The organism is Spirillospora sp. NBC_01491 (assembly GCF_036227065.1).
Classification (GTDB): Bacteria; Actinomycetota; Actinomycetes; order Streptosporangiales; family Streptosporangiaceae; genus Spirillospora; species Spirillospora xylanilytica.
The window spans coordinates 5,313,281-5,338,067 of sequence record NZ_CP109432.1; the positions used below are offsets into that span (position 1 = coordinate 5,313,281).

Below are 24,787 nucleotides of genomic sequence, written 5' to 3' on the forward strand. Positions count from 1 at the left end.
AGCGGCGGCCCCACCGGCCGTGACACTCTGCGATGGGCGGCCCCTCCCGCCCGGCGGCGCCGCAAGAAGCGCCGGAACCCCCGACGAACCGCAGGAGAACCCGATGCGGATGCGGCCCCGCTCGATCCGGGCTCGCGACACGCTCGTCGCCGCCGTGCTCGCCGCCCTGGTGTTCGGCGCGATCGCCGCCGCGGTCGACCTCTCCGTCCGCGACACCGTCAACGGCGACCTGCTCCGCGAGACGCAGATCGCCGCCCGCAAGGCCAGCGGCGGCGTCCGCGACGGCACCCTGGCCACCCCGATCCCCGACGACACCGGCGGACGGGTCCTGGTCCAGGTCGTCGGCCCCGGCGGGCACGTCCTGGACGCCACCCCGGCCGCCGCCGGGCGCGGCCCCCTGGCCCGGCTCTGGCCCTCCAGCGCCGTCCGGATCCACGACTTCGTCGAATGCCGCGGACGCGGCCCCGGCGGATCCTGCTCCCTGGTCGAGGTGATCAGGGTCACCACCGCGCCCGACTCGGTCGTGGTGTACGCGTCCAAACCGATGCCGTCCTACCTGGTCAACGGCCTCCTGGAGGCGCTGTTCGGCGCCGTGGTGCTGGCCCTGGCCGCGCTCGTCGCCTGGGTCACCTGGCGGATCGTCGGCCGCACCCTCGGCCCGGTCGAGGCGATCCGCGCCCAGCTCGCCGAGATCAGCGCCACCGACCTCAGCCGCCGCGTCCCCGAACCGCCCGGCGAGGACGAGATCGCCCAGCTCGCCCGCACCGCTAACCGCACCCTCGACCGGCTGGAGAACGCGGTCGCCCGCCAGCGCCAGTTCGCCTCCGACGCCTCCCACGAGCTGCGCACCCCCATCGCCGGGCTGCGCGCCAACCTCGAGGACGCCTCGATGTACCCGGGCGACACCGACCTGCCCGCCGTCGTCGACTCCGCGCTCCGCGACACCGACCGGCTCGAATCGATCGTCACCGACCTGCTGCTGCTCGCCCGCATCGGCACCGGCGGCACCGCCGCGCACGAACCCATCGACCTCGCCGACCTCGCCGCCGCCGAGATCGGCCGCCGCTCTTCCGACGTCGGCGTCCGCACCGACCTGGCCGGCGGCGTCACCGTCCGCGGCGTCCGCATGCAGCTCGCCCGGCTGCTCGGCAACCTCCTCGACAACGCCGAGCGGTACGCGGGCGGCCACATCACCGTCGAGGTGGCCCGCGACGGCGACCGTGCCGTCCTCGCCGTCACCGACGACGGCGCCGGCATCCCCGCCGAGGACCACGAGCGCGTCTTCGAACGCTTCACCCGCCTCGACACCGCCCGCAGCCGCGGCACCGGCGGCACCGGCCTCGGCCTCGCCATCGCCCGCGAGATCGCGCACGCCCACGGCGGCACCCTCCGCATCGAAGACCGCCCCAACGGCGCCCGCTTCGTGCTGTGTTTGCCGCTCACCTGTTAGCCGCTCACCTCCGCGGCGCCCTATACGTGCCGCCTTCCCTCGTCGCTCGTGCTCTGTTTGCCGCTCACCTCCGCGGCGCCCTTTACGTGCCGCCTTCCCTCGTCGCTCGTGCTCTGTTTGCCGCTCACCTTCGCGGCGCCCTTTACGTGCCGCCTTCCCTCGTCGCTCGTTCCTCGCTCCTCAGTCCAGGCGGCACGGGCGCCGCTGCGGTTCGCTTGGGGGACTGGCGGCGGGCTGGGGTGGAAACGCGAAGGGCCGTCCACGTTGGGTGGACGGCCCTTCGAAAGTGCGGTGAGGGTCAGGCGCGGACGGCCTGGACCTCGAGCTGGATGTCGACCTTGTCGCCGAGCATCGCCTTGTCGCCCTTGAGGGGGACGTTGAACTCCACGCCCCAGTCACGGCGGTTGATCGTGGTGCCGGCGGAGAAGCCGACGCGGGTGCCGCCCCACGGGTCCTCGCCGACACCGTTGAACTCGACCTTGAGCGAGATCGGGCGGGTGACGCCGCGCACGGTGAGCTCGCCGTCGAGGAAGTGGTCGCCGCCCTCGCTGCGGACGCCGCTGGTCTTGAAGGTCATCGTCGGGTGGTTCTCGATGTCCAGCACGTCGGCCGAACGGACGTGCGCGTCACGGTCGGCGTTGCGGGTGTCGATGGAGGCCATCTTGATCTCGGCGACGGCGGTGCTGGCGGCCGTCTCCTCGGCGATCTGGATCGCGCCGGTGAACTCGGTGAAGCTGCCCCGTACCTTGGTCATCAGGTGCCGGATGGTGAACGCGACCTCGGAGTGGGTCGGGTCGATGTTCCAGGTGCCGGCGGTCAGGCCGGGCGCGACGGTGGCAATGCTCACGGGGTCTCCCAAGGAGTTGCTTGAAGTTTCAACGACTCTGGCGAGGTTAGTTGAGGGTTCAAGCACGTGTCAAACCTCAGGTATTCCCGGGGGCGGATCCGGAGTACATACAGGGCGTACTGTTTGTTGGTTGGCTACGCTGTGCGCATGCCCACGCCCGCCCGTTCCCGCCGCACGCAGGAGGAGCGCACCGCCACGACCCGGCTGGCGCTGCTCGACGCGACCATCGAGTGCCTCATCGAGCACGGCTACCACGGCACCACCACGACGCGGGTGGTCGAGCGGGCCGGGGTGTCGCGGGGCGCGCAGGTGCACCACTTCCCGACCAAGAACGACCTGGTCGTCGCGGCCGTCCAGCACCTGGCGGTGCGGCGGGCCGACGAGTTCATGGAGCGGAGCCTCGGCACCCTCCAGAGGTCCGACGACTGGTTCGGCGACACGCTCGACCTGGTGTGGGAGATCCATCAGGGGTCGCTGTTCGAGGCGTCCATGGAGCTGTGGGTGGCCTCCCGCACCGATCCCGAGCTGCGCGAGCACGTGGCCGAGTTCGAGCGCGTGGTGACCGGCAGCATCATCGAGCTCGCCACCGCGCTGTTCGGCGACCGGGTCGACGATCCGCGCTTCCGCGGCGACGTCTACCTGGTGCTGGAGACGATCCGGGGGCTGCGGATGCTCCAGTTCGTCCACCCGGCGACGGCGGAGCGGACCCAGGAGCGCTGGGAGCGCTCGAAGGCCCGGCTCCGCCTGCTGGCCGAGCGCTGAGGGTCAGCAGGCCGGCTTGTAGACGGTGACGACGGCCGCGCCGCCGAGCCCGATGTTGTGCCGGACGGCGCCGGTCGCGTTCTCGACCTGCCTCGACTGCTACGACTACATGCCCGCCGTTCTGTGGAACGCCCACGCCCCCGAGTTATGGCGCGCCCGTTCGCTACGCCACCCAGATCAACAGATGCGGATCTCCGAGCACGCCCGCCGGATGATCTGGACGTGCTTCACCCCGGCTGAACTCCTCGCCCTTCACGGGCTCCGGCTATGGCGGTTCATCACAGGGGCAAGGGCCCCCGCGCCTACGGCGCGGGGGTCTGCGCGTGGTCGGACCCGTCCACCGCAGGCCGGGGCCGTGGACGGCCCGCCCGTACCGCACCGCGCGGGCGAGGGTCCAACCCTGGTGAGGCATCTCGTAAACGGGGCCGGGCAGTGGCTTCTACCTGGGATGACGCCCGAGTGGAGATCAAGAAGATGCGCCGCCGTGCGCGCCAGTGGAACAAGGCCCGCGCCATGGAGGGAACCCCGAAGAAGGGACATCGTCCGTTCGGCTGGCGGGACGACAGGGTGACCCTCGATCCGGTCGAGAGCGAGCTACTTCGCAAGGCCGTCCGGCGCCTGCTGGCGGGAGCCTCCGTGAACTCCATCGTCCGAGACTGGCAGCGGGCGGGTGTCCTTACTCCGCGCGGCAACCTGTGGAAGAACCAGACCTTGAGAGTGACGCTTCGGAACGCGCGTCTGTGCGGCTGGAGGACGATCAACGGCGACTCGTGTACCGGTGAGGTGATCGGCACGCTTCGACTCGACCACCGGGAGCATACGTACTTGCGGAAGCGCGGACCGACATCACCGACATCCGGCGCCGTTTGGTACTCCAAGACCGACGAAGACCGCTTGGACATGTCCCAGAAGCGCGCGTACGTCCGAGAAGCTCTGCGTGCTGTGCGAACTTACGCTATTCCGCCTCCACGAAGACATTGGCCCAACCTTCACCACCTTCCATTGCACGCCTGAAGTCGCGCACTGTCAGTCGGTATATATTCTTTTCATTTGATCGGAGACAGTAGCGGGCGTCTATCTTCAAATATATGTCAGTATTGCCACCTTGGTTGGGGGTGGCGGGGGTGGTGGACATGGTTTTGCGACACTGTCCAGGAGTATAGGAATCATTCGCTTGGGACATGACTGAACCATTCTTCAAGCGGAAGAGTACGTTTCCGCTCGAAGTTGTCAGTACAACAAAGTCCCTCAGTGTGGCCCCTTTTAGGGTGACCGAGTTATCGACGTCAATACCCTTATTGACATTCTTGGATACATCCGAAAAATAGTACACCTCCCACCGTCGGTCAGCCGACGGCCCCCACGGCTCTCCAGACTCAGAAGGTCTGGACGGGGATGGGGAAGCGCTGAGTTCAGGGGAGCCAGAGGGTTTCGGCGGCTGGATGCTCGCATCCTTCATGAGATATTTGACAATAGGAAATATGACCCCCGTCAGTATCGTGAGTATGAGTCCAACTAGAGCAATTTTGTGCTCGATCTTCATCGATTCACGGCGCGGTCGTTGATTCCGCTCAGGGTCCGGATTCTGATTCGACCCGGTCGACCCGGTCGCCATGGCACCCCCTTTAGGCGGGCAGAGGCCCCAGCTTTGCCCATGGTAGATCTACCATAATCCCAGAAACCGTGCCATGGGCATAGATTCCACTCGCGGCAACGATTGCATAACGGTCGTCAGTTTTGGGCATCCGAAATTGATTACTTGGATTGGGTCATAGGTCGGCTCTTCTCGGTTGCCCACGGCGCGCGGGCTGCGCGGCCATCGCCGCAGCCGAACTCAACGGCCGCCCACGCAAAACGCTCGGCTGGGACACCTCGGCCGAGCGTCTGGCCAAGCTCCTGGCCGGAGCCGGCTAACCGCCTGTGTTGCGACGACCCCTGGAATCCGCCCAGGCTTCGGGGGCTCTCTTCGTGCAGTTCAGGGGGCTCGATCGCGAGGTTGCATCGGGGTTATGTTCTAGTGGTTGAGCATCGGCTGCTCGCGGTCCTCGTAGGTGGAGCCGAGTGAGCCCTTCTGCCTCTTCTCGGAGTCGAGCGCGAGGGCGCAGTCGACCTCGCCCGCGCGTGACGATATTTCCATGTTGAAAAATGTATTCACCGACATCTGTAGGTGACTGTGTAGAGGTCGCGTCCTTGCAGGGGCCGGTCATCGCACTCCGCGACAGCAAGGATCCCGGCGGTCCCAAGTTGCTCGTCCCCCGAGACGACTTCCGGCGCTTCGCCCAAGCCCTCAAAGACGCCTGGCGTCCAACCCCATGACCATGCGCGCCGATCGGACCCGGCTTCCCGAGGAACTCGCCGAAGCCGTCCAGGCCCGCACCGGGTCGATCACCGCGGTCGACCCGGCGGCCACGCCGACTTCGCGGCCACCCTCCATACGCCGCAGGGTCGGGTGTTCGTGAAGGCGGCATGGCGACTACACGCCGGGATCACCGGACCTGGAGATCCTCGCGAAGACGATTTCGCGAGGGCCCTCGCCGCCCGATGGCGTCAGCACGCCACCCGGGGCGGCGCACAGGACTGGGTCCACCTCCACGCCGGCCTCACCCGGCGATGGGCCGAGCAGCGCACGGGGTGATGCGCGCCGCCCTTTCCGCGGGACATAGGCCCTGTCTAAGAAACAGTCAAGCTTGTATGTTTCCAATTTGACGGCGCACCCGCAGACCTCCGGAGGACGGATGACTCGCGCGTTCAACCTGGCCGACCTGTTCGAGATCGTGGTGGACGCGGTGCCCGGGCACCTCGCCCTGGTGGCGGGGGCCACCCGGTTGACCTTCCGGGAGCTGGACGAGCGGGCCGACCGCGTCGCGCACCATCTCGCCGCGGCCGGGGTGGGGCCGGGCGACCACGTCTCGATCCTGGCCTACAACCGGGCCGAGTGGATCGAAGCGCAGATCGGCGCGTACAAGCTGCGCGCGGTGCCGGTCAACGTCAACTACCGGTACACCGCCGACGAGCTGGCCTACGTGATCGCCGACTCCGAGTCGGTCGCGCTGATCGGCGAGCGGTCGCTGATCGCGCGGCTCGGCGGGGCGCGCGCGGGGCTCGGCCACCTGCGGCACGTCGTGGTCGTCGAGGACGGGTCGGACGAGGACGTCCCGGACGCGGTCCGCTACGAGGACGCGCTCGCCGCCGCGTCCACCGGGCGCGACTACGGCGAGCGGTCCGGCGACGACCTCTACCTGCTCTACACCGGCGGGACGACCGGCATGCCCAAGGGCGTCATGTGGCGGTCCGAGGACATCTTCATGTCGGCGATGTTCGGCGGGAACCTGATGGGCGACCCGGTCGCCGCGCCCGAGGAGATGGGGGGCAAGGCCCTGGAGGGCGGCGTGACCACGATGGTCTGCGCGCCGATGATGCACGGCGCCGGGATGTGGGTCGCCTGGATCGCGCTGACCTCCGGTTCGACGCTGGTCCTGTGGACGGGCCGCACCTTCGACACCGGGGCGGTGCTGTCGGCCGCCGTCGCCGAGAAGGCGCAGAGCATGCTGCTGGTCGGCGACGCGATGGCCCGGCCGATCGCCGACGAGCTCGCCGCCCGGCCCGGCGCGCACGACCTGTCGCAGCTCCTGGTGATCGGCACCGGCGGCGCCGCGACGTCCCCGGACGTGAAGCGGCGGCTGCACGAGCTGATCCCCTCGCTGCTGGCGGTCCTGGACGCGTTCGGCGGCTCGGAGACCGGCGCGTCCGGCCAGGCGGTCGAGCCCGCCGCCGACGGCTCGCCGCGCTTCATGCCGCGCGGGGCGGACGTGGCGGTGCTGGACGAGTCGCTGCGCCGGATCGAGCCCGGCTCCGGCGCCGTCGGCCAGCTCGCCCGCACCGGCCGGATCCCGCTCGGCTACTGGAAGGACGAGGCCAAGACCGCCCGCACCTTCGTCATCGGCGCGGACGGTGAGCGGTGGGCGCTCCAGGGCGACATGGGCAGGGTGGACGCGGACGGCTCGATCATCCTGCTCGGCCGCGGCTCGCTGGTGATCAACACCGGTGGCGAGAAGGTCTTCGTGGAGGAGGTCGAGGCGACCCTCAAGACGCATCCGGCCGTGTACGACGCGCTGGTCGTCGGCGTCCCGGACGAGCGCCTCGGCGCGCGCGTCGCCGCCGCCGTCTCGCTGGCCGGGCCCGCGTCCGACCCGTCCGGCGAGGCCGCCGCGGGGGCGACGGCCGGAGGGGTCGGCGCGGACGAGCTGATCGCGCACTGCCGCGCGGTGCTGGCCGGGTTCAAGGTGCCCCGCGAGATCCGCGTCGTGGCCGAGGTGCAGCGGTCGCCGGCCGGCAAGGCCGACTACCGCTGGGCCCGCAGCCTCTACGCCCCGGGCGGGTCCGGGGCGTGATCAGGCGGTCGTCGTGCTGATCTCGATCGCCTCGTCCGCCCAGGGGGAAATCCCTTGACGCCTGAGACTCTTGATGACAACAATGAATGATGGAAACAAGCGATGACGTGTTCTTCCGCGAGTTCGGCGGCACCTGCACCGAACTCCGCCAGGCGTTCGCCCGCCACGTCAGCATGAGCGCGCCCCGGCTCCACCTGCTGATGAGGCTCCACCGCGACGGCGAGACCAGCCACCGCAGCCTCGGCCGGGCCCTCTCCCTCGACGGCGCCACCGTCACCCGCCTGGTCAAGGAGTTCGAGGCCGAGGGCCTCACCACCCGCCGAGTCGACCCGTCCGACAACCGCTTCACCCTCGCCCGCCTCACCCCGCACGGCGAACGCGTCACCGCCGACCTGGACGAGTCGCACCAGGCGTACCAGGCCCGCCTCCTGAAGGACGTCTCGGCGCAGGACCGCGAGACCGTCCTGCGCGTCCTGGCGACCCTCCGTGCGGGCATCGAAGCCGAGGCCGCCCGATGACCGCCGCCCGCGCCGCGGTCCAGCGCATGTACGACGCCTTCAACGCCCACGACCACGCCGCCGAGGGCGTCTTCACCCCCGACTTCCGCAGCCACCCCCTCGGCACGACCGGGCCCGAGGCCGTCACCCGCGCCTGGACCGCCCTCCACGCCGTCCACCCCGAGGCCCGCGTCGTCGTCGAGGACCTGCTCGTCGATGGCGACCGGGCCGCCGTTCGCACCTCCGTCCACGGCACCGGCACCCCCGAGCCCCCCACCATCCTGGAGATCGTCCACACCCGCGACGGCCGCGTCGCCGAACTCTGGGGCCTCACCGACCTCACCAGCAGAACTCCGCCCAGGTGATCTGACCGGCCGCGGAGACGTCGTGCCCGATCTTGCCCGCATCGCCAACCTCGACACGGGCCCACCCGGGGCGGACGTGCACGGCAAGCCCTCGGCTCGCGTCCGAGAGCGAGCAGCTCGGCGAGGCGCTCGGATCGATCGTCATGGTGATCCGGCGGACCTATGCGGGCGCACGCCCGTTGGGGACCGCCGACATCATCGTCCCGGTCGACCGCTTCGAACTCGCCTACGCCCTGCCCGTCGGCTGAGGGCCGACGTGGAAGATGTGGACGCCGCCCTCGCGGTCTCCGATCACGGCCACGCCGCCGTCGCCGCTGATCGCCAGGTGGTCGCCGGTGACCGGAACAAGAAATTCACCCCTGAGAGGCCTGCCTCTTGAGGAGTTTCCCGCGAATTTGCCCCGCGTGCGAATAGCGCCCGAACGCCTCCTGATTCAACTGCCTCGCCCCCGACTCCCGGAAAGCCGTCCGAACCACATCATTGAGGAGAACATCAGGGCGAGCCTTCGTGACCTCGTCAACAAGGCTGCGCAGGAAACGACCGGCAGATCCCACCAGATCGATGAACGAGCACTCCCCCTCCGTTCCGCTGCGAATATCGACCACCCGCACCGCGTCACCGATCTGCTCTAGGCGAAGGTTCGGGCCCCCCTCCGCATCGAACTCAATGGCGCCGTCGGCAGCCAGGATATTGACCGCATAGCGGAGAGCCAATGCGAAGTCGAGCAGCGGAGTGTTCCTGTAACCCCATACGGAGCCCCCGACCTGAACATCGACCGACCCGAGGAACCACCGCTCGCGGACGACCCACTCTTCGGCGTTCAGGATCGCCAACTGGTCACTCGGAAGTGAGGGAGGAACATCGCCCAGCCCTTCACCGAGCACGTAAGAAATTACAACGGATCCACTCATGACTGCTCCGCTCCATAAATCGGATTCCAGGGGTATGCGTCTCGAACACCATGTTCACCAGTCACGTCATTCGGGTCATTCATAATGACCTCCACGTGATTGAGTGGATAGTTTCCGTGAGCTGCACCAGCGCGGCCTATATATCCTTCGTCCCAACGGATTCCGGCATTTCGGCACGATGGATTGTATCCGTTCTATCCAACGTATTGGGGATTCCTTGGGGGCCTGCTCCATAGTCAACGCCGTGACCTCGTCCAAGCCCTCGCGAGGAATTGTGAAATAGGTCTTGTCGGGGAAATCTTCCGCCCCGGGCATGAAGTGTCGCCCTTCGATGTAGTCATGCTGCTCCGGATGGAGAACGTGATCGGCGGCGCTTGCGTCATCGGCAGTTTCGGCATCCTCACCCTCCAGATCCTCCGGTGCACCCTCACCGTCAACGGCGGCGTCGCCGTGGGCGTCGGTGAGCCGCAGGTACGTCGCGCGCCACCGCTGGTCGTCCAGGTCGGCGAACTCCTCGTACAGCGAGTCCATGGCCTGGCGGGCGCGGGCGTACTCCTGCCAGACCGGCGCCGCTGAGCTGGACCAGGCCGACGCCGCCGAGGAGCTGCTTCGGGAGTTCTTCGCCGCTCTCTACCGAGAATTCAAGGTCACTCCGACATGAACGAACCGTTCATGCCTCGGCACCCAGCGAGCTACTGACAACTTCGTGCGCAAATCACTGACAACGAAGCGCGCGTTCTCACGCACGCGTGATCGAGACTAGAGTTCCAGCAGATCGTCCAGATATTCGACCAGGTTTCCCGGAAGTGAGCCTTTGTCGATGTCACGGAGGCGCTCCAGGGAGGCAGCCTCCAGCATTCCGCCGGAACCCAGCTGCAGCAGAGCGTTCAGTTGGGATTCGAGGGCGGCCGGATCCTGTTCACAGGCCGCCGCGATCGACAGCGCTCCTGCCAGCAGCATGACATCGGATCGCGAGTAATAACGTAGCCAGTCCACCGACGAGTCTGCACTGAGTTCTCGCCGGCGGGGATCCGGGTCTGTCACCTGTCGGATCAACTCCACCATCTGAGCAGGCTTCACGCTCATGCTTCGGTTCCCTCACTCGGGTAGGGCAGACTGTGGCCGGCGGCGACCGCGAGCAGGCCGGGCAGCGTGCGGGTGTTCATCAGCTCTCTCCCTTCTCGTTGGACTTGGTGGTCTTGGCGGGGTCCAGGTGGCGGTAGACGGTGACGCGGCCGACGCCGAACGTCTCGGCGATCTCCTGCACGACGCCTTCAACGCCCACGACCACGCCGCCGAGGGCGTCTTCACCCCCGACTTCCGCAGCCACCCCCTCGGCACGACCGGACCCGAGGCCGTCACCCGCGCCTGGACCGCCCTCCACGCCGTCCACCCCGAGGCCCGCGTCGTCGTCGAGGACCTGCTCGTCGACGGCGACCGGGCCGCCGTCCGCACCTCCGTCCACGGCACCGGCACCCCCGAGCCCCCCACCATCCTGGAGATCGTCCACACCCGCGACGGCCGCGTCGCCGAGGTCTGGGGCCTCACCGACCTCACCAGCAGAACTCCGCCCAGGTGATCTGACCGGCCGCGGAGACGTCGTGCCCGATCTTGCCCGCATCGCCAACCTCGACACGGGCCCACCCGGGCGGACGTGCACGGCAAGCCCTCGGCTCGCGTCGGAGGGCGAGCAGCTCGGCGACGCGCTCGGGTCGATCGTCATGGTGATCCGGCGGACCTACATGGGCGCACGCCCGTTGGAGACCGCCGACATCATCGTCCCGGTCGACCGCTTCGAACTCGCCTACGCCATGCCCGTCGGCTGAGGGCCGACGTGGAAGATGTGGACGCCGCCCTCGCGGTCTCCGATCACGGCCACGCCGCCGTCGCTGCTGATCGTCAGGCAGTCGCCGGTGGCCGGGAGTTCCTCCGTGGCCAGCTGTTCGCCCGTGCTCAGGCGGTGCAGGTGCAGCGCGTGCTCGTGCATACGGAAGAGCAGGTCAGCGCCTGGTGCGAGCTGCACTGAGGCGGCCGGTGGCAGGGACAGCCGGTGCTCGAGCCGGTCCGCGCCCGGCGCCAGCTCCCGCAGATGGACCGCCTCCTTCTCGCACACGACGAAGACCAGCGTGCCGTCGGGCAGCTCGGTCGGTGGCTCGCCCCGGTCCCCGGACACCGGGACCTGGCGCAGCACATCGCCGGTGGGAACGTCGAGGACGAGGAGCGACGCCTCCTCGCCGTATCCGGTGAGCGTGGCCGCGGTACCGTCGCGCAGCGGCAGAACCCAGTTGTGGCACGGCCATGTCCGGCCGTCGGTGATCGGACCGTGCCGAGTCCAGGCGAGTTCGCCGCTGGACAGGTCCCAGCACTGCAACGCGGGGATGCCGAACGGTGTGACCTTGTCGGCCATCGGCGCGATGAGCGGATGCTCCTTGTTGAGGGCCGCGGGCACCAGGGCATAGTGGCCCGTCACCGCCAGGGTGCCCCTGGACTTGAGACCGGAGTCGCCGCGCAACGGGCACCGCTCACCGTCGCCGAGACTCCAGACCTCCGGCGGGGTGTCGTACGGCGCGACGAGGACGGAGTCGTCGTCGATCGGTGCGGCGGCGCAGATATGGGCCCAGTCCTCCGGTTCGGCAGCGGGGATCTGGACGGGGTCCCCTCCAGTGGTGGGCAGGACGTGCAGCCTGTCGGCCTCGGGGATCACGAGACGGTCTCCGCCGGGCATGGAGAACGGCCTGCACGCGATCTCCCTCGTGCCGGTCACGGTGGCGATGCGGGCACCGCTGGACAGGTCCCAGAGGAACACTTCGTCGTTCTGGTCGGCGGTCGCGGCCCAGCGGGCCCCGGGGCCGATGACGAGTTCGTCGACCCCTGAGTTGTGCCGGACGCCCTGGCGTTCCTCGCCCGCAGGGGCCGGCCACAGCCGCACCGTGCCGCCGTCCCGGTTGTGGACGGACGCGATCCGGCCGTCCGCGAGCAGGGCGATGGAGTCGCTGAACGAGCTGTCCGCCCCGAGGGAGGCCACGTGTTCGCCGTCCAGGTCGGTGATCTGGATGCCGTGCAGCGAGCCGACCGCCAGCAGCGGAAGGTCGGGATGGACGGCCAGCGATCTGATCATCTTCTGCCGCGGGAAGCGCGCCCGTTCACGGCCGTCGGCCAGGTCCCAGCAGATGACCTCGTCGGCGGCCGTGTAGAGCCGGTCCCGCGTGGGGTCGAACAGCAGCGCGGAGGGGGAGTCGTCGTGCCCCACACCGGTCTGGTTGCCCCCGGTGAGGAGGAAGGTGTCTCCCAGCCATTCCACATTGGGCATCTGGTGGACGACCTGCCCGGTGCTGTAGAGCTCGCGTTCCAGGCGCGGTTCGTCCAGGTCCCACAGGAACACCTGGTTGGCGCGTGACGCGCTCGCCGCCCGGCGGCCGTCCGGGCTGATCGCCACGCGGTCGACCGAGCCGCCGTGGTCGTCGAACACGCCCCGGCAGGTCGCCCCGTCCAGGTCCCAGACGCGGAACGTTCCGTCCTCCCCGCCGGAGACCGCGGTCATCCCCTGGGCCGCGACCTCCCGGATGTAGCCGGTGTGGCCCTCCAGCACCGCGGTGACCTGCCATGACCGGGTGTCCCACACGCGGATCGTCGCGTCGTCGGAGGCCGACAGCAGCAGCCGCCCGCCACCTCCGAGGGCGAGGGAGTTGACCGGGCCCTCGTGGCCCGAGAGGCGGTCGACCACGCGCTCTTCGCCCAGGGACGCGACGTACAGCGTGCCGTCGTTCTCGGCGCTGACGACGCAGGTGTCCCCATCGGGCAGCACGACGGCGCTGTGCAGCTCCTGGCGGGGCAGCACCAGGGTGGACAGCGGCCTCGGGAGTGGTCCCGCCGCCGTGCCCACCCTTGTCAGAACAGCACCCATCGCCCTCATACCCCCCATATCAAGATCATGATGGCGACACGGTACCGATCAGGATCCGGCGGGACGAGTCGATTCGCGCCCGCCGTCCGGCTCCCGGTCAGCCCGGGGCCTTGCGGCTGAGGTGCTCCCAGGCGCGGTACTGCTCGGTGTTGGCCTGCTCCAGCTCCTGGACGAGGTCGTAGGAGGTGGATCCGACGATCAGCGCCGTGGGCGGGTCGGGCAGGTCGACCAGCTCCATGATGACCGGAGCGGCCGTGCTCGGCGCGGGGCCGGCCTCCTCGCCCCACATCTCGGCCAGCTCGGTCCGCAGGGGCTCGTAGGCCGGCATCGGCTCGGTCACCGTGGTGCCCGTGGTGAACAGGCCGGTGTCGTACCCGCCCATCCGGACGCTGGTGACCTTGATGCCGAGGGGCGCGACCTCCATCGCCAGCGCCTGGGTGACCGAGTCGAGGGCGGACTTGCCGGCCCCGTAGAAGCCCACGGAGGCGAAGCCGCCGCCGCTGGCCATCGAGGTGATGTTCAGGATGCGCCCGGAGCCCTGCGCCCGCATGATCGGGACGACGGCCTGGGAGACCCAGATCGCGCCGAAGAGGTTGACGTCGATATGGGCGCGGATCTGCTCTTCGGTGGCCTCCTCCACCATGCCGAGCAGCAGTCCGCCGGCGTTGTTGACCACGATGTCGAGCCTGCCGAGGGCGGCCACCGCCTGGTCGGCCGCGCGCAGCACGGCCGCGCGGTCGGAGACGTCCAGCGGCAGCAGGACGAGGCCGTCGGGGTGGTCGGCCGCGAGATCGGCGAGCGGGCCGAGGTCGCGGGCGGCGGCCACGACGCGGTCCCCGGCGGCCAGGGCGGCCTCGGTGAAGGCCCTGCCGAGGCCCCTGGACGCCCCGGTGATGAACCATGCTCGCGCGGTCGTCATAGCGCTGCACCTCCGTTGGTCGTAAGCAAGACGAGACGATTCGTCTCGCGTGCCGTCAGTCTGCCTGCGCCCGTCCCCTTTGTCAAGACGGATCGTCTCGTCTCGCAGAGCTGCTATCCTCGCCCGCGTGTCCACCGAGAAGAGGCCGAACCCGGCCCGCCGCAGCGAGCGCTCGCGGCGGGCGATCCTCGACGCCGCGCGGGAGCTGGTCGCCGAGACGGAGTACGGGAAGATCTCGATCGAGGCGATCGCCGCGCGGGCCGGCGTGGGCAAGCAGACGATCTACCGGTGGTGGCCGTCCAAGGGGGCGGTGGTCTTCGAGTCCTTCCTCGCGCTCAGCGAGGGCGCCGCGGGGGAGGGGATCGCGCTGCCCGACACGGGCGACATCAAGGCCGATCTCAGGACGGTCATGCGGGCGACCGCCGCCGAGTTCGCCGACCCCCGCTTCGAGGCGCCGATCCGGGCGCTCAACAGCGAGATCATCAACGATCCCGCCCTCGCCGCCCAGTTCCAGGAGAAGGTGGACGGTCCCGTCACCGAGGCCAAGAAGGAACGGCTGCGCAGCGCCCAGCGGGCCGGGCAGATCAGCCCGGACGCCGACCTGGACCTGGCGCTCGAGCTGCTCTACGCCCCGCTCTACCAGCGGTGGCTGCTCCGCTCCGGACCGCTCACCCCCGAATACGCCGACGCCCTGGTCGACCACGTGCTCAAGGCGCTCCGCCCCTGAGCCGCGTGACCCGGGCCGCGCGGCTCAAAGGGCCGGCCAGCGAGACGCGGGCGTCCGTCCACCCGGGGGCGCGGGCTCGACGGGCCCGTCCGGGGGCGGCGAGAACCGCGCAACTTCTGCGGCGGGGTGCAGGTCCGGCAGGTGGGCCGGGTGCTAGTAACCTCGTCCCGGCGTGAGAAGGGGAGACGACATGGAACTGCTGCACTCCGGCAAGGTCCGGGACGTGTACGCCGACGGGGACGATCTGATCCTGGTGGCGTCCGACCGGGTGAGCGTCTATGACGTCGTGCTGCCCACGATGGTCCCCGACAAGGGGAAGATCCTCACGCAGCTCTCGCTGTGGTGGTTCGAGCAGCTCGCGGACGTGACGCCCAACCACGTGATCAGCGGGACCGACGTCCCGGCCGAGTGGGAGGGCCGGGCCGTCCGCTGCAAGCGGCTCACCATGCTGCCGGTGGAGTGGATCGCCCGCGGCTACCTCGCGGGCCTCGGGCTCAAGGAGTACGAGAAGTCGGGCACGGTCTCGGGGGTCGCCCTGCCGGACGGCCTGGTGGAGGCGTCCAGACTGCCCGAACCGATCTTCACCCCGACGACGAAGGCCACCGAGGGGCACGACGAGTTCATCACCTACGACGACGTGGTGGACGAGATCGGCGCCGATACCGCGGCCCGCCTCAAGGAGGTCACGCTGGACGTCTACCGGCGGGGCGCCGAGCTGGCCGCCGAGCGGGGCATCATCATCGCCGACACCAAGCTGGAGTTCGGCCGCGCGGCGGACGGCACCCTGGTCCTCGGCGACGAGGTCCTGACCTCCGACTCCTCGCGGTTCTGGCCCGCGGACGACTGGACCCCGGGGCGCGCCCAGCACGCCCTCGACAAGCAGTTCGTCCGCGACTGGAGCAGCACGCTCGACTGGGACCGCACCCCTCCCGGCCCCGAGATCCCGCCCGAGATCGTGGACGCCACCCGCGCCCGGTACGTCGAGGTCTACGAGCGCCTCACCGGCCGCCGCTGGGACGCGTAGCCCCCCGCGAACCGCGCGGGGAAGCCCGGCCCGCGGCCCGCGGCGCGTGCGGGGTCAGCTGGTCGGGACCTCGGCGGGACGGCGGTGCTCGAGGGCGGTGCGGAGCTGGGCCCGGCCGCGGTGGATGCGGGACCGGACGGTCCCGAGCTTGACACCGAGCGAGGCGGAGATCTCCTCGTAGGTGAGGCCCTCGATGTCGCACAGCACGACGGCGGCGCGGTATTCGGGGGCGAGGCCGTCGAGCGCCTTCTGGATGTCGGCGTCGAGGAGGCGCTCGTCGTAGGCCTGCGCCGGGCTCGGCTCGCGGCCCTGGAGCCGCTCGGCCGCGTCGTCGGCGAGCGCGTCGAACCGGATGCGCTGCTTGCGGCGGGCGCGGTCGAGGAACAGGTTGGTGGTGATGCGGTGCAGCCAGCCCTCGAACGTGCCGGGGCTGTAGGAGGACAGGGATCGGAAGACCCGGATGAAGACGTCCTGGGTCAGGTCTTCGGCGTCGTGCCGGTTGCCGGTCAGTCGGTACGCCAGCCGGAACACCCGGGTGGAGTGCTCGCTGACGATCTCCTCCCAGGTCGGAGGCGTCCACGCCATTGCGCCTGCGCTCACCGCTACCCCCGTCTGATACGTAATCGTTACGGCCTAGCATGCCGCTACCCGGATAAGAGCCGTGTAAGAACCGGCGCGCTGGCCGGATGCGGCGGGGAAGATGTGATCCATGTCATGGGACCCGGTGACATGGAGGATTGAGTCCCCACCGCGGCGTGAGGATGATCGGAGGACTTCTCGATCCCCCACCCGGAACGCGAGGACGCGGCATGGTGCGCAGCTACAACCTGGCCGATCTGCTGGAAATCCTGGCCGAGGCCGGCCCGGAGCGACCCGCCCTGGTGGCGGGGGACGAGCGGCGAACCTACCGTGAGCTGGACGAACGCGCGAGCCGGGTGGGGCACCATCTGGCCGGCGCGGGCGTCGCGCCCGGCGAGCACGTGGCGATCCTGGCCTACAACCGGGCCGAGTGGATCGAGTCGATGCTCGGCGTCTTCAAGATCCGCGCCGTGCCGATCCCGGTCAACTACCGCTACGTCGCGGGCGAGCTGCGGCACGTGCTCGCCGACTCCGACTCGGTCGCGCTGATCGGCGAGCGGTCGCTGCTCGCCCGGGTCGAGGAGGTCCGCGGCGAGCTGCCGGGGCTGCGGCACGTGGTGGTGCTGGAGGACGGCGCCGCGGACGACGTGCCGGGCGCGGTGGAGTACGAGAAGGCGCTGGGCGCCGCCTCGCCCGCCAACGACTTCCCCGAGAGGTCCGGCGACGACCGGTACATCATGTACACCGGCGGCACCACCGGCTACCCCAAGGGCGTCGAGTGGCGCTGCGAGGACATCTTCTTCGCCGCGCTCGGCGGCGGCAACGTGCTCGGCGACCCGATCACCAGCCCCGAGGCGATCGCCGGCAACGCCGGCCAGCCCGCGATGGCCGTGCTCGACTGCGCGCCGGTCATGCACGGCGCGGGGCAGTGGGTGGCGTTCATGGGGCTGTTCAGCGGCGCCAAGGTCGTCCTGTACACGGGGCACGGGTTCGACCCGGCCCGCGCCCTGCGCCTGCTGGCCGAGGAGAAGGCCAACGTGCTGATGCTGGTCGGGGACGTGATGGCCCGGCCGGTCGCCCGGGAGCTGGCGGACGGGACGCACGACGCCTCCTCGCTGTTCGCGATCGCGTCCGGCGGCGCCCCGCTGACCGAGGGCGCCAAGGACGAGCTGAGGGCGCACCTGCCGAACGTGATGTTCCTCGACAACTACGGCGCGTCCGAGACCGGCGCGTGCGGGCCGTCGGTCGGGGGCAAGGAGGGCACCGCCCGGTTCATGATGAAGCCGGGCGTCACCGTCCTGGACGACGACCTCGAGACCGTCGGGCCCGGCGGGATCGGCAGGCTGGCGCGCAGCGGGCATATCCCGCTCGGCTACTACAACGACCCGGCCAAGACCGCCTCGACGTTCTTCACCGGTGCGGACGGCACCCGCTGGTCGGTCCCGGGCGACTTCGCGAGGCTGGAGGAGGACGGCGCGATCGTGCTGCTCGGCCGCGGCTCCCTGGTGATCAACACCGGCGGCGAGAAGGTCTACCCCGAGGAGGTCGAGGTCGCGCTGAAGGACCACCCCGACGTGTACGACGTGGTGGTCGTCGGGCTGCCGGACGACCGGTTCGGCCAGCGCGTCGCCGCGGTGATCGCGCCGCGGCCCGGCACCGCGCCGACGCTGGAGGAGCTCGCCGAGCACTGCCGGGACCGGCTGGCCGGCTTCAAGCTGCCGCGCCAGATCCACCTCGTCGACGAGGTGCGGCGCACCGCCGTGGGCAAGTCCGACTACACGTGGGCCAAGGGCGTCTTCGCCGCCTCCTGACGGGCCCGCGCGGGCCCGGCTCTCCCCCCTTCCGCCACTCGCCAAGAAATGATGGACCGGCGAGGAGCGTGGCTTGGTGCGGTTCGCGCACATAACAACCTCATGGGGGGAGAACGGCTGATACCGCTTGCGTGCCGGTATCGCCTGATATCGGTGGTCGGCAGCGGCGGAATGGGCACGGTCTGGCGTGCCCACGACGAGATGCTGGACCGGGACGTGGCGGTCAAAGAGGTGCACCTTCCGGAGGGCATCACCCAGGGCGAGCGCGGGGCCCTGTGCAGACGTCTCATCGGCGAGGCCCGCGCCACCGCCGCGCTCCGGCACCCCGGCGTGGTCGACGTGTACGACGTCGTCGTCGAGGACGGCCGCCCCTGGATCGTCATGGAGCTGCTGCGGGCCCGCTCGCTGCACCAGGTCGTCGCCGAGGACGGGCCGCTCAGCGTGGCGCGCACCGCCGCGGTGGGACGGGCCGTCCTGTCGGTGCTGCGGGCCGCGCACGACGCCGGCATCCTGCACCGCGACGTCAAGCCGAGCAACGTGCTGCTGTGCGACGACGGCCGGATCCTGCTCACCGACTTCGGCCTCGCCGTGCACACGGGGCGGGGCGGGGACGAGATCGCCGAGACGCTCGTCGCCGGGATCGAGGGCTCGCCCGCCTACCTGCCGCCCGAACGGGTGCGCGGCGGGCCGAGCCTGGAGGCGTCCGACCTGTGGGCGCTCGGCGCCACGCTCTACGCGGCGGTCGAGGGCGAGCCGCCGTTCCTGCGCTGCCACGCGCTGGCCTCGATGCTCGCGGTGCTGCTGGGGGAGTACGCGGCGCCCGTGCGGGCCGGGGCGCTGGCGCCGCTGATCTGCGGGCTGCTGAGCGACGACCCGGCCGGACGGCCGTCCGCCGACGCGGCGGGACGGTTGCTGCGCACCGCCGCGCGGTCCCGGTCCAGGTCGGCGGCCACGCTGCCGGTGGAGATGCTGCGGGCGGCCCGGCGGGCGGCGCGCCGGGGTCCGCTGCGGGCCCGCTCGGCGGCACGGGTCGCGCGCCGCGGCCGGCCCCGGTTCGGGGCGGTGATCAGCGTGGCGACGCTGGCGGTGCTGGTGATCGGCTTCGGGACGTGGACGGCGCGGTGGACCTCGATCGGCACCAGCGAGGCCGTGACGCTGTTCCCGGCCCCCGAGGCGCGCACCGGCACCGTCCCCTACCGCGAGGCGGGCGCCTACACCGTGGAGATCCCGGCGGGCTGGCAGCGCGAGCAGCGCGGCGCGGCGGTCGAGTGGCGGTCGCCGGGCGGCGGGCAGGGGCTGCGCATCGGCCCGGCCCCCGGTGATCCGCTGGACGGGCTGCGCGCCGCCGAGACCGACGCCGCGGCGCGCGACCTCTACCCGGGATACCGGCGGCTGCGGCTCGAACCGGCGCCGGAGCTGGCCGACGGCGCCGCCGAGTGGGAGTTCGCGTGGGACGGCACCGGCCGCTCGCGGGGAGGCATCGACGCCTCGTACGGCACGGACCGCATCCGCGGCGCGGAGGGCGCCGGCGGCGGGGCCGGTGATGGGAGGACCCGCGGTGACGGGGGCCGCGGCGACGGGGTCGCCCGCGGCACCGAAGGAGCCTCGGGCTCCGGCGGGAGCTTCTCCGTCGACGCCGGGACCGGCGCGGGCGGCGTGACCGGCCGGGGCGTCCAGGGCGCGGGCGGCGCGAACGGCGCGGGCGGCACGGAGGGCAGGCACGGGCTGCGCAGCCGCGCGGCCGGGTACGAGTTCTTCTTCTTCGCGCCCGAATCCTCGTGGACGCCGGGCCAGCGGCTCTTCGACAAGATCCTCAAGTCGTTCCGGCCGGAGCGGCCGTCCTGACGGATCAGGTCGTCTGCTGGATTCTCAGCAGGAACTCGGCGTTGGACCCGGTGCCCTTCATCTTCTCCACGAGCGTCTCGACGGCCTGCTGCTTGTCGAGGCCCTGGAGCACCCGGCGGAGCCGCATGCTCAGCGCCAGCTCCTCGGGGGACATCAGCAGCTCGTCGCGGCGGGTGCCGGACTGGTCGATGTCGACGGCGGGGAACACCCGGCGGTCGGCGAGGCTGCGGTCGAGCTTGAGCTCCATGTTGCCGGTGCCCTTGAACTCCTCGAAGAACACGTCGTCCATCCGGGAGCCGGTCTCGACCAGCGCGGTGGCGAGGATGGTCAGCGAGCCGCCGTTCTCGATGTTGCGCGCGGCGCCGAAGAACTTCTTGGGCGGGTAGATCGCGGTGGTCGCCACGCCGCCCGCCAGGATGCGGCTGTTGGACGGGGCGGCCAGGTTGTAGGCGCGGCCGAGCCGGGTGATCGAGTCGAGCAGCATGACCACGTCGTGGCCCTGCTCGACCAGCCGCTTGGCCCGCTCCACGGCCAGCTCGGCGAGCGCGGTGTGCTCCTCGGCGGGCTTGTCGAAGGTCGAGTGGATCACTTCGCCGCGCACCGTGCGCTGCATGTCGGTGACCTCTTCGGGGCGCTCGTCGATGAGGACGACCATCAGGTGGCAGTCGGGGTTGTTCTGGCTGATCGCGCTCGCCAGCGCCTGGAGGACCATGGTCTTGCCGACCTTGGGCGGCGACACGATCAGACCGCGCTGGCCCTTGCCGATCGGCGCCACCAGGTCGATGGCGCGGGTCGCGAGCGGGCCGGTGTCGAGCCGCAGCCGCTCCTCGGGGAACAGCGGGGTCAGCGCGGCGAACTCGGGGCGCCCGGCGGCCTCGGCCGGGAGGACGCCGTTGACGCTCTCCACGTGCACGAGCGCGTTGAACTTCTCCCGGCCCGAGCGCGGGGTGCGGGCGGTGCCGACGACGGCGTCGCCGGGACGCAGGTTGAACGTCTTGACCTGGGCGAGCGAGACGTACACGTCGGCGGGACCGGGCAGGTAGCCCTCGGTCCGGACGAACGCGTGCTTGTCCTGCACGGCGAGGATGCCCTGGAAGCCGACGACCGGCTCGTCGGCGGCCTGCTGGTGCTGGACCGGGCGGCGTCCCTGCGCGGTACGGCGGGTGGCCTGCGCCGGCATCGCGGCGCGCCCCGCTGCTGGGGGCTCGGCTTCGGTGGTGATGGTGCTGGTGGACATGAAGGTCCCTTCTCAGGCTGGTACGGAACGCGCCGCGTCGCCTGGCGTCGGTTCCCGCGTACGACGGGGGAACCCGCGGCGTGTACGCGAGCGGTGTGAGGGGAAAGCAGCTCGGTTCACCGGGCTGACGTCTGCTCCCTAGGTGCGATGGCCACTGAACTCGGGCCTGCCCGTGTTCGAGGTGGAATCACCGGGCACTCAGATGGCCCGGACGGGGAAAGGGCGCCGTCACCGCGTACTTGGCATTGACGGAAATCCCATGGCGCTTTCCTTGACAGTACAGCAATCGGGGGCCGATTCGCATTCCCGGAACTCACCGCGTCTTCGTCGGCTTCGCCGGCCTGGTGGTCCGGGTGCCGGTGGATCTGGTCGGGCCGGTGGACGCGGGCGTACGGGTCCTGACCGACGTCAGGTCGCTCCAGGCGGGCGCGCGCCCCGAGGCACCGCCCCCGCCCCCGGCACCGTTTCCGCCGGTCTGGCCCGCGCTGAGCACGTCCCCCGGCGGGTCGGTGCAGACCAGCGGCTGCTCGGTCGTGGATCTCGCGGACGAGGTGGCTCGCGAGCGCGGCCGTTTCTTGCCGTGAGCGGTGCCCTCGCACCCGGTCATCATTATGGCGAGCCCGAGCGCACCGGCCCCGATCACGACGCGCGTCGCCCAGCGTGGGTCGTTCATCTGTGTCCCCTGGAAGCCCGATGGTGCGTTCAGGGCACGCGTCCCCCGGTGCTCCGAACGATCCTTTGGCCCCTTATGACTCTTCTGGAAGGCCCCAGGTTCCGATCAATCCGGCGCGAGAGCGGTCACGGGAGGATCTGGAGCACCCAGAGCCGCTCGTCCCGGTCGAAGGCGAACTCGATGTCCTGAGGGCCGCCGAACACGTGCGAGGCCCGGGAAGCGAGCCGGGCGAGCGAGCGGAGCTGGTGCCGGCTCAGCAGGCTGTGCTCGTCGTGGATCCGGTCTCCGGCGGCGTCGACGGCCCGGCCCCAGTGGGTCAGCACGTAGCGGGTGCCGCCCACCTCTCCGCCGGCCAGGGCCTGGGGGCCGCCCTCCACGGCCGACACGATGACCCGATCGGTGCGGCCGTCCAGGGGCCCGGCGCCGAGCATCACGCCGCTCGTGACGGCGTCGAGCCGCGGCTGGACGAGGACCGCCATCGTCCCGGGCCCGTCCGCGGACGCTTCCACGCTCTTCACGGCGCCGAGGAATCCCGGCCACTCGCGGACGCCCGGCACCGGCCCGAACCGTCCGGCTCCCGGCGGCCTCGCGCCGTCCTTCTCGATGGGCGAGGACCGTACGACCACCGGCCGCTGCCCGTTGTGGGAGAGCTTGGCCCAGGCGGCTCGCAGTTCACCGGTGTTCCGGTAGACGGCGCTATCGGCGGCGCACTGCACGGGGACCACGAACCCGGGGAGCACCGGCAGGTCGTGCTGACCCGCGCGCGCGAGGTAGGCCGCCTTGACACCCACCCGGTCCGATTTGGTCGCCAGGGGGGCGTCCAGATGAATGGTCCAGAAGACGCCTGTGCTTTGTGCCACCGCGACCTCCGTTCCCCGTGGCCGTCACTAGTGAGAATCAGCTTTGGGCCTGGTGAATTCCCCTGTCGGGCTCCTTGACACATCCCCCCGGCAGGGGCGCCCGGTAGAACGCTCCGTACGATTACGGCGCGACGGTGCCGGACGCCTGGGAACGGCCCGGACCGGTGGAAAAGACGAACCGGAGGGGACGCCGATGGCCGAGGTGCCGGAGATGCGCTGCGAGGTCGCGGAGGGCGTCGGGACGATCACGATCGACCGGCCCGCCAAGCGGAACGCGATGAGCGCGGCCATGTGGCGGGACCTGCCCGTCCTGCTGGACGGGCTCGCCGCCGATCCCGCCGTCCGCGCGGTGGTGCTCACGGGGGCGGGCGGGAACTTCTGCGCGGGCGCCGACATCGCCGAGCTCGCCGATATCCACACCGGCAACGGGACGGCGCTGTCGACCGTCGCGGAGACGGCCCTCGCCGCCTTCCCCAAGCCGACCCTGGCCGCGATCGAGGGGTTCTGCGTGGGCGGCGGCTGCCAGCTCGCCGCCGCGTGCGACCTCCGGTTCGCGACCGAGGGCGCGCGGTTCGGGATCACCCCCGCCAAACTGGGCATCGTGTACCCGGCCGCGGCCACGGCCCGCCTGGTGCGGCTGGTCGGACCGGCCGCCGCCAAGTACCTGCTCTACTCGGCGGACCTCATCGGCGCCGAGCACGCCCTGCGGATCGGACTGCTGGACGAGGTCGTCCCCGCGGACGCGCTGCGGACGCGGGTCGCGGAGTTCGCCGCCACGATGGCGTCACGGTCGCTTCTCACCCAGCGCGCCACCAAGGACATCGTGGACGCCGTCTCCAGCGGCAAGCCGGTCGAGGAGAAGGCGCGCGGATGGCTGGACGAGTTCAACGCCAGTAGCGACGGCGCTGAGGGCATCGCCGCCTTCCTGGAGGGCCGCAAGCCGCACTTCACCTGGACGGCCCCCACGACGGGCTGACGACCCCCTGACTCCCGCCGTTCCCTTGCCTACTCCCTGAGGGCGGACCATCCCGACACGTCGCAGAAGCGCCCCTCCGGAAGGCACCTCAGGCGGTCCGCCGCTAAAGCGGGGTCGGCGACCAGGGCGGCGGCGTCCGGCCGGAGTAGTTCGGCGAGTGGCAGCACTCCGCACAGCAGTGCCTCCGCCGTCCGGACGATGAGCAGGGGGCCGAGCTGGACACAGCCCTTGTCGATGCCGTGCAGCTCCTGGAGCAGGTCGCGTACGGCGTCGTCCGCTGGGGGGCCGCCGCCGGTGCGTCCGGTGCGCAGCCCGCCCAGCAAGTCGATGAAGTCGCGCTCCAGGCCGCGCGGGCTACGACCCGACAGGTAGTAGCGGACCAGCCAGAACCCGTCCTGCTCCACCGGGTGGGTCAGCTCCACGCGCAGCTCGTACCGTTCGGCGAACGCCTCGTACAGGCCGATGAGGGTGAGCCCGTCGGCCTCCTCCGCCGGGGACGACCCTCCGGTGAGCGCGCCGGTGACCAGATCGGGCGGGTCGGCGCCGAGCGACGCCGCGACGGCCTGGTCGAGCCGTCCGACCAGATGCGCGCGGAGCGCCCCGACGTCGGCGGTGAGCCGGTCGGCGATCTCCCGCTGCCTGGACAGCCGGGCGTTGACGTCGGGGAGCATCCGCTCGTTGATCTGCGCGACCAGCGAGCGGACGCGCGCGTCGGTCTCGCGCAGCGCCCCGTCGTCGCGGGACCGGTCGCCGGTCAGCAGCTCGAACCGCTCCTCCTGGTCGGCTGCCAGGCGGTCGAGGCGCTTGGCCTGCGCGGCGCGGAACCGCTCCAGCTCGTCGCGGGTGCCGCGCAGCGCGGCGAGCTGGGTCCGGAGGTCGGCGATCTCGGGCGCGCTCGCCGGCTTCTTGCGCTCGAACGCCAGGTACAGTTCCCGGCCGGCGATCGCCAGGCAGAGCAGGATCAGGATCACGGTCATCGCGCCCTCCCGGGGCCGTCTCGCCCGAGCAA

Annotated in this window: 26 protein-coding genes and 1 pseudogene; 17 read left to right on the forward strand and 10 right to left on the reverse strand. The window is 70.8% G+C overall.

Annotation, left to right across the window (positions count from 1 at the left end):
* The first annotated feature begins 103 nt into the window (after window positions 1–103).
* Window positions 104–1,450, forward strand: a complete 1,347-nt coding sequence (locus tag OHA34_RS24835) for a sensor histidine kinase (protein WP_285939258.1) — start codon at window positions 104–106, stop codon at window positions 1,448–1,450.
* Window positions 1,451–1,748: 298 nt separating this feature from the next.
* Here the strand turns inward: OHA34_RS24835 and OHA34_RS24840 are convergent, their stop codons facing one another.
* Window positions 1,749–2,297: a YceI family protein gene (locus OHA34_RS24840; protein WP_285939256.1), complete on the reverse strand. Its 549-nt coding sequence runs from the start codon at window positions 2,295–2,297 to the stop codon at window positions 1,749–1,751.
* Window positions 2,298–2,444: 147 nt separating this feature from the next.
* Here OHA34_RS24840 and OHA34_RS24845 point away from each other — a divergent pair, with 147 nt between their 5' ends.
* The gene (locus tag OHA34_RS24845) at window positions 2,445–3,059 is read left to right on the forward strand and encodes a TetR/AcrR family transcriptional regulator (RefSeq protein WP_285939254.1); all 615 of its coding nucleotides are present in this window, start codon (window positions 2,445–2,447) and stop codon (window positions 3,057–3,059) included.
* Between the two features lie 459 nt (window positions 3,060–3,518).
* Window positions 3,519–4,073: a recombinase family protein gene (locus OHA34_RS24850; protein ID WP_329519056.1), complete on the forward strand. Its 555-nt coding sequence runs from the start codon at window positions 3,519–3,521 to the stop codon at window positions 4,071–4,073.
* Window positions 4,074–5,073: 1,000 nt separating this feature from the next.
* On the opposite strand, the gene OHA34_RS24855 is transcribed toward OHA34_RS24850, so the two are convergent.
* On the reverse strand, window positions 5,074–5,196 hold the full coding sequence (locus OHA34_RS24855; RefSeq protein WP_329519057.1) for a hypothetical protein: 123 nt from the start codon (window positions 5,194–5,196) through the stop codon (window positions 5,074–5,076).
* A gap of 8 nt (window positions 5,197–5,204) precedes the next feature.
* On the opposite strand from OHA34_RS24855, the gene OHA34_RS24860 reads away from it, so the two are divergent.
* The 5 genes from OHA34_RS24860 (at window position 5,205) to OHA34_RS24880 (ending at window position 8,560) form a co-directional block, all read left to right on the forward strand.
* On the forward strand, window positions 5,205–5,375 hold the full coding sequence (locus OHA34_RS24860; protein ID WP_285939250.1) for a DUF397 domain-containing protein: 171 nt from the start codon (window positions 5,205–5,207) through the stop codon (window positions 5,373–5,375).
* A gap of 419 nt (window positions 5,376–5,794) precedes the next feature.
* Complete coding sequence (locus tag OHA34_RS24865) at window positions 5,795–7,450, forward strand: acyl-CoA synthetase (RefSeq protein ID WP_329519058.1); 1,656 nt, start codon at window positions 5,795–5,797, stop codon at window positions 7,448–7,450.
* Between the two features lie 89 nt (window positions 7,451–7,539).
* Window positions 7,540–7,968: a MarR family winged helix-turn-helix transcriptional regulator gene (locus OHA34_RS24870; protein WP_329519059.1), complete on the forward strand. Its 429-nt coding sequence runs from the start codon at window positions 7,540–7,542 to the stop codon at window positions 7,966–7,968.
* Window positions 7,965–8,312, forward strand: coding sequence for an ester cyclase (locus OHA34_RS24875; RefSeq protein WP_329519060.1), 348 nt, complete (start codon window positions 7,965–7,967; stop codon window positions 8,310–8,312). Before OHA34_RS24870 ends, OHA34_RS24875 begins: the two co-directional genes overlap by 4 nt.
* 32 nt (window positions 8,313–8,344) lie before the next feature.
* Window positions 8,345–8,560: a hypothetical protein gene (locus OHA34_RS24880; protein ID WP_329519061.1), complete on the forward strand. Its 216-nt coding sequence runs from the start codon at window positions 8,345–8,347 to the stop codon at window positions 8,558–8,560.
* Between the two features lie 105 nt (window positions 8,561–8,665).
* Here the strand turns inward: OHA34_RS24880 and OHA34_RS24885 are convergent, their stop codons facing one another.
* Window positions 8,666–9,223, reverse strand: a complete 558-nt coding sequence (locus tag OHA34_RS24885) for a hypothetical protein (protein ID WP_329519062.1) — start codon at window positions 9,221–9,223, stop codon at window positions 8,666–8,668.
* Between the two features lie 351 nt (window positions 9,224–9,574).
* Between OHA34_RS24885 and OHA34_RS24890 the strand changes: the two genes are divergently transcribed.
* Complete coding sequence (locus tag OHA34_RS24890; RefSeq protein WP_329519063.1) at window positions 9,575–9,799, forward strand: hypothetical protein; 225 nt, start codon at window positions 9,575–9,577, stop codon at window positions 9,797–9,799.
* A gap of 183 nt (window positions 9,800–9,982) precedes the next feature.
* Here OHA34_RS24890 and OHA34_RS24895 read toward each other — a convergent pair whose 3' ends face one another.
* Window positions 9,983–10,309 carry a hypothetical protein gene (locus tag OHA34_RS24895; protein WP_329519064.1) on the reverse strand — a complete coding sequence of 109 codons (327 nt, stop codon included), beginning with the start codon at window positions 10,307–10,309 and terminating at the stop codon, window positions 9,983–9,985.
* A 127-nt stretch (window positions 10,310–10,436) separates the two neighbouring features.
* Here OHA34_RS24895 and OHA34_RS24900 point away from each other — a divergent pair, with 127 nt between their 5' ends.
* Both OHA34_RS24900 and OHA34_RS24905 read left to right on the forward strand, forming a co-directional pair.
* Window positions 10,437–10,802, forward strand: a complete 366-nt coding sequence (locus OHA34_RS24900; protein WP_329519065.1) for an ester cyclase — start codon at window positions 10,437–10,439, stop codon at window positions 10,800–10,802.
* A 22-nt stretch (window positions 10,803–10,824) separates the two neighbouring features.
* Window positions 10,825–11,049 (forward strand): hypothetical protein, encoded by a 225-nt coding sequence (locus tag OHA34_RS24905; protein ID WP_329519066.1) that lies wholly within the window; start codon window positions 10,825–10,827, stop codon window positions 11,047–11,049.
* On the opposite strand, the gene OHA34_RS24910 is transcribed toward OHA34_RS24905, so the two are convergent.
* Together OHA34_RS24910 and OHA34_RS24915 are read right to left on the reverse strand one after the other, a co-directional pair.
* On the reverse strand, window positions 11,028–13,127 hold the full coding sequence (locus tag OHA34_RS24910; protein WP_329519067.1) for a WD40 repeat domain-containing protein: 2,100 nt from the start codon (window positions 13,125–13,127) through the stop codon (window positions 11,028–11,030). The genes OHA34_RS24905 and OHA34_RS24910 overlap by 22 nt on opposite strands.
* A gap of 97 nt (window positions 13,128–13,224) precedes the next feature.
* Window positions 13,225–14,046, reverse strand: coding sequence for an SDR family NAD(P)-dependent oxidoreductase (locus tag OHA34_RS24915; protein WP_329519068.1), 822 nt, complete (start codon window positions 14,044–14,046; stop codon window positions 13,225–13,227).
* Window positions 14,047–14,173: 127 nt separating this feature from the next.
* Between OHA34_RS24915 and OHA34_RS24920 the strand changes: the two genes are divergently transcribed.
* Together OHA34_RS24920 and OHA34_RS24925 are read left to right on the forward strand one after the other, a co-directional pair.
* The gene (locus OHA34_RS24920) at window positions 14,174–14,773 is read left to right on the forward strand and encodes a TetR/AcrR family transcriptional regulator (protein WP_329519069.1); all 600 of its coding nucleotides are present in this window, start codon (window positions 14,174–14,176) and stop codon (window positions 14,771–14,773) included.
* Between the two features lie 190 nt (window positions 14,774–14,963).
* Window positions 14,964–15,797 carry a phosphoribosylaminoimidazolesuccinocarboxamide synthase gene (locus OHA34_RS24925; protein WP_285939235.1) on the forward strand — a complete coding sequence of 278 codons (834 nt, stop codon included), beginning with the start codon at window positions 14,964–14,966 and terminating at the stop codon, window positions 15,795–15,797.
* Window positions 15,798–15,851: 54 nt separating this feature from the next.
* Here OHA34_RS24925 and sigE read toward each other — a convergent pair whose 3' ends face one another.
* The gene (sigE, locus tag OHA34_RS24930) at window positions 15,852–16,382 is read right to left on the reverse strand and encodes an RNA polymerase sigma factor SigE (RefSeq protein WP_285940079.1); all 531 of its coding nucleotides are present in this window, start codon (window positions 16,380–16,382) and stop codon (window positions 15,852–15,854) included.
* A gap of 224 nt (window positions 16,383–16,606) precedes the next feature.
* On the opposite strand from sigE, the gene OHA34_RS24935 reads away from it, so the two are divergent.
* Both OHA34_RS24935 and OHA34_RS24940 read left to right on the forward strand, forming a co-directional pair.
* Window positions 16,607–18,187: an acyl-CoA synthetase gene (locus OHA34_RS24935; protein WP_329519070.1), complete on the forward strand. Its 1,581-nt coding sequence runs from the start codon at window positions 16,607–16,609 to the stop codon at window positions 18,185–18,187.
* A gap of 102 nt (window positions 18,188–18,289) precedes the next feature.
* Window positions 18,290–20,032 carry a serine/threonine-protein kinase gene (locus OHA34_RS24940; protein WP_285939233.1) on the forward strand — a complete coding sequence of 581 codons (1,743 nt, stop codon included), beginning with the start codon at window positions 18,290–18,292 and terminating at the stop codon, window positions 20,030–20,032.
* Window positions 20,033–20,036: 4 nt separating this feature from the next.
* Here OHA34_RS24940 and rho read toward each other — a convergent pair.
* Window positions 20,037–21,194, reverse strand: a pseudogene (gene rho, locus OHA34_RS24945) (transcription termination factor Rho); the annotation flags it as partial.
* A 428-nt stretch (window positions 21,195–21,622) separates the two neighbouring features.
* Between rho and OHA34_RS24950 the strand changes: the two are divergent.
* Entirely contained in the window at window positions 21,623–21,853 is a 231-nt protein-coding gene (locus OHA34_RS24950; RefSeq protein ID WP_285939231.1) for a hypothetical protein, read from the forward strand.
* A gap of 214 nt (window positions 21,854–22,067) precedes the next feature.
* On the opposite strand, the gene OHA34_RS24955 is transcribed toward OHA34_RS24950, so the two are convergent.
* On the reverse strand, window positions 22,068–22,802 hold the full coding sequence (locus tag OHA34_RS24955) for a PEP/pyruvate-binding domain-containing protein (RefSeq protein WP_329519071.1): 735 nt from the start codon (window positions 22,800–22,802) through the stop codon (window positions 22,068–22,070).
* 193 nt (window positions 22,803–22,995) lie between these two features.
* Between OHA34_RS24955 and OHA34_RS24960 the strand changes: the two genes are divergently transcribed.
* Complete coding sequence (locus OHA34_RS24960; protein ID WP_329519072.1) at window positions 22,996–23,778, forward strand: enoyl-CoA hydratase/isomerase family protein; 783 nt, start codon at window positions 22,996–22,998, stop codon at window positions 23,776–23,778.
* A gap of 29 nt (window positions 23,779–23,807) precedes the next feature.
* Here OHA34_RS24960 and OHA34_RS24965 read toward each other — a convergent pair whose 3' ends face one another.
* A complete protein-coding gene (locus OHA34_RS24965; protein WP_329519073.1) occupies window positions 23,808–24,755 on the reverse strand; it encodes a hypothetical protein in 948 nt (315 codons plus the stop codon).
* Window positions 24,756–24,787: the final 32 nt, after the last annotated feature.

What these genes read in the sequence shown, in the direction of transcription:
- OHA34_RS24835 (WP_285939258.1), top strand. Translation starts at nt 104, where the DNA reads ATGCGGATGCGGCCCCGCTCGATCCGGGCTCGCGACACGCTCGTCGCC.
- OHA34_RS24845 (WP_285939254.1), top strand. Translation starts at nt 2,445, where the DNA reads ATGCCCACGCCCGCCCGTTCCCGCCGCACGCAGGAGGAGCGCACCGCC.
- OHA34_RS24855 (WP_329519057.1), bottom strand. Translation starts at nt 5,196, where the DNA reads ATGGAAATATCGTCACGCGCGGGCGAGGTCGACTGCGCCCTCGCGCTC.
- OHA34_RS24860 (WP_285939250.1), top strand. Translation starts at nt 5,205, where the DNA reads ATGTATTCACCGACATCTGTAGGTGACTGTGTAGAGGTCGCGTCCTTG.
- OHA34_RS24865 (WP_329519058.1), top strand. Translation starts at nt 5,795, where the DNA reads ATGACTCGCGCGTTCAACCTGGCCGACCTGTTCGAGATCGTGGTGGAC.
- OHA34_RS24870 (WP_329519059.1), top strand. Translation starts at nt 7,540, where the DNA reads ATGGAAACAAGCGATGACGTGTTCTTCCGCGAGTTCGGCGGCACCTGC.
- OHA34_RS24875 (WP_329519060.1), top strand. Translation starts at nt 7,965, where the DNA reads ATGACCGCCGCCCGCGCCGCGGTCCAGCGCATGTACGACGCCTTCAAC.
- OHA34_RS24885 (WP_329519062.1), bottom strand. Translation starts at nt 9,223, where the DNA reads ATGAGTGGATCCGTTGTAATTTCTTACGTGCTCGGTGAAGGGCTGGGC.
- OHA34_RS24890 (WP_329519063.1), top strand. Translation starts at nt 9,575, where the DNA reads ATGGAGAACGTGATCGGCGGCGCTTGCGTCATCGGCAGTTTCGGCATC.
- OHA34_RS24895 (WP_329519064.1), bottom strand. Translation starts at nt 10,309, where the DNA reads ATGAGCGTGAAGCCTGCTCAGATGGTGGAGTTGATCCGACAGGTGACA.
- OHA34_RS24910 (WP_329519067.1), bottom strand. Translation starts at nt 13,127, where the DNA reads ATGGGTGCTGTTCTGACAAGGGTGGGCACGGCGGCGGGACCACTCCCG.
- OHA34_RS24915 (WP_329519068.1), bottom strand. Translation starts at nt 14,046, where the DNA reads ATGACGACCGCGCGAGCATGGTTCATCACCGGGGCGTCCAGGGGCCTC.
- OHA34_RS24925 (WP_285939235.1), top strand. Translation starts at nt 14,964, where the DNA reads ATGGAACTGCTGCACTCCGGCAAGGTCCGGGACGTGTACGCCGACGGG.
- sigE (WP_285940079.1), bottom strand. Translation starts at nt 16,382, where the DNA reads ATGGCGTGGACGCCTCCGACCTGGGAGGAGATCGTCAGCGAGCACTCC.
- OHA34_RS24935 (WP_329519070.1), top strand. Translation starts at nt 16,607, where the DNA reads ATGGTGCGCAGCTACAACCTGGCCGATCTGCTGGAAATCCTGGCCGAG.
- OHA34_RS24940 (WP_285939233.1), top strand. Translation starts at nt 18,290, where the DNA reads ATGGGGGGAGAACGGCTGATACCGCTTGCGTGCCGGTATCGCCTGATA.
- OHA34_RS24960 (WP_329519072.1), top strand. Translation starts at nt 22,996, where the DNA reads ATGGCCGAGGTGCCGGAGATGCGCTGCGAGGTCGCGGAGGGCGTCGGG.
- OHA34_RS24965 (WP_329519073.1), bottom strand. Translation starts at nt 24,755, where the DNA reads ATGACCGTGATCCTGATCCTGCTCTGCCTGGCGATCGCCGGCCGGGAA.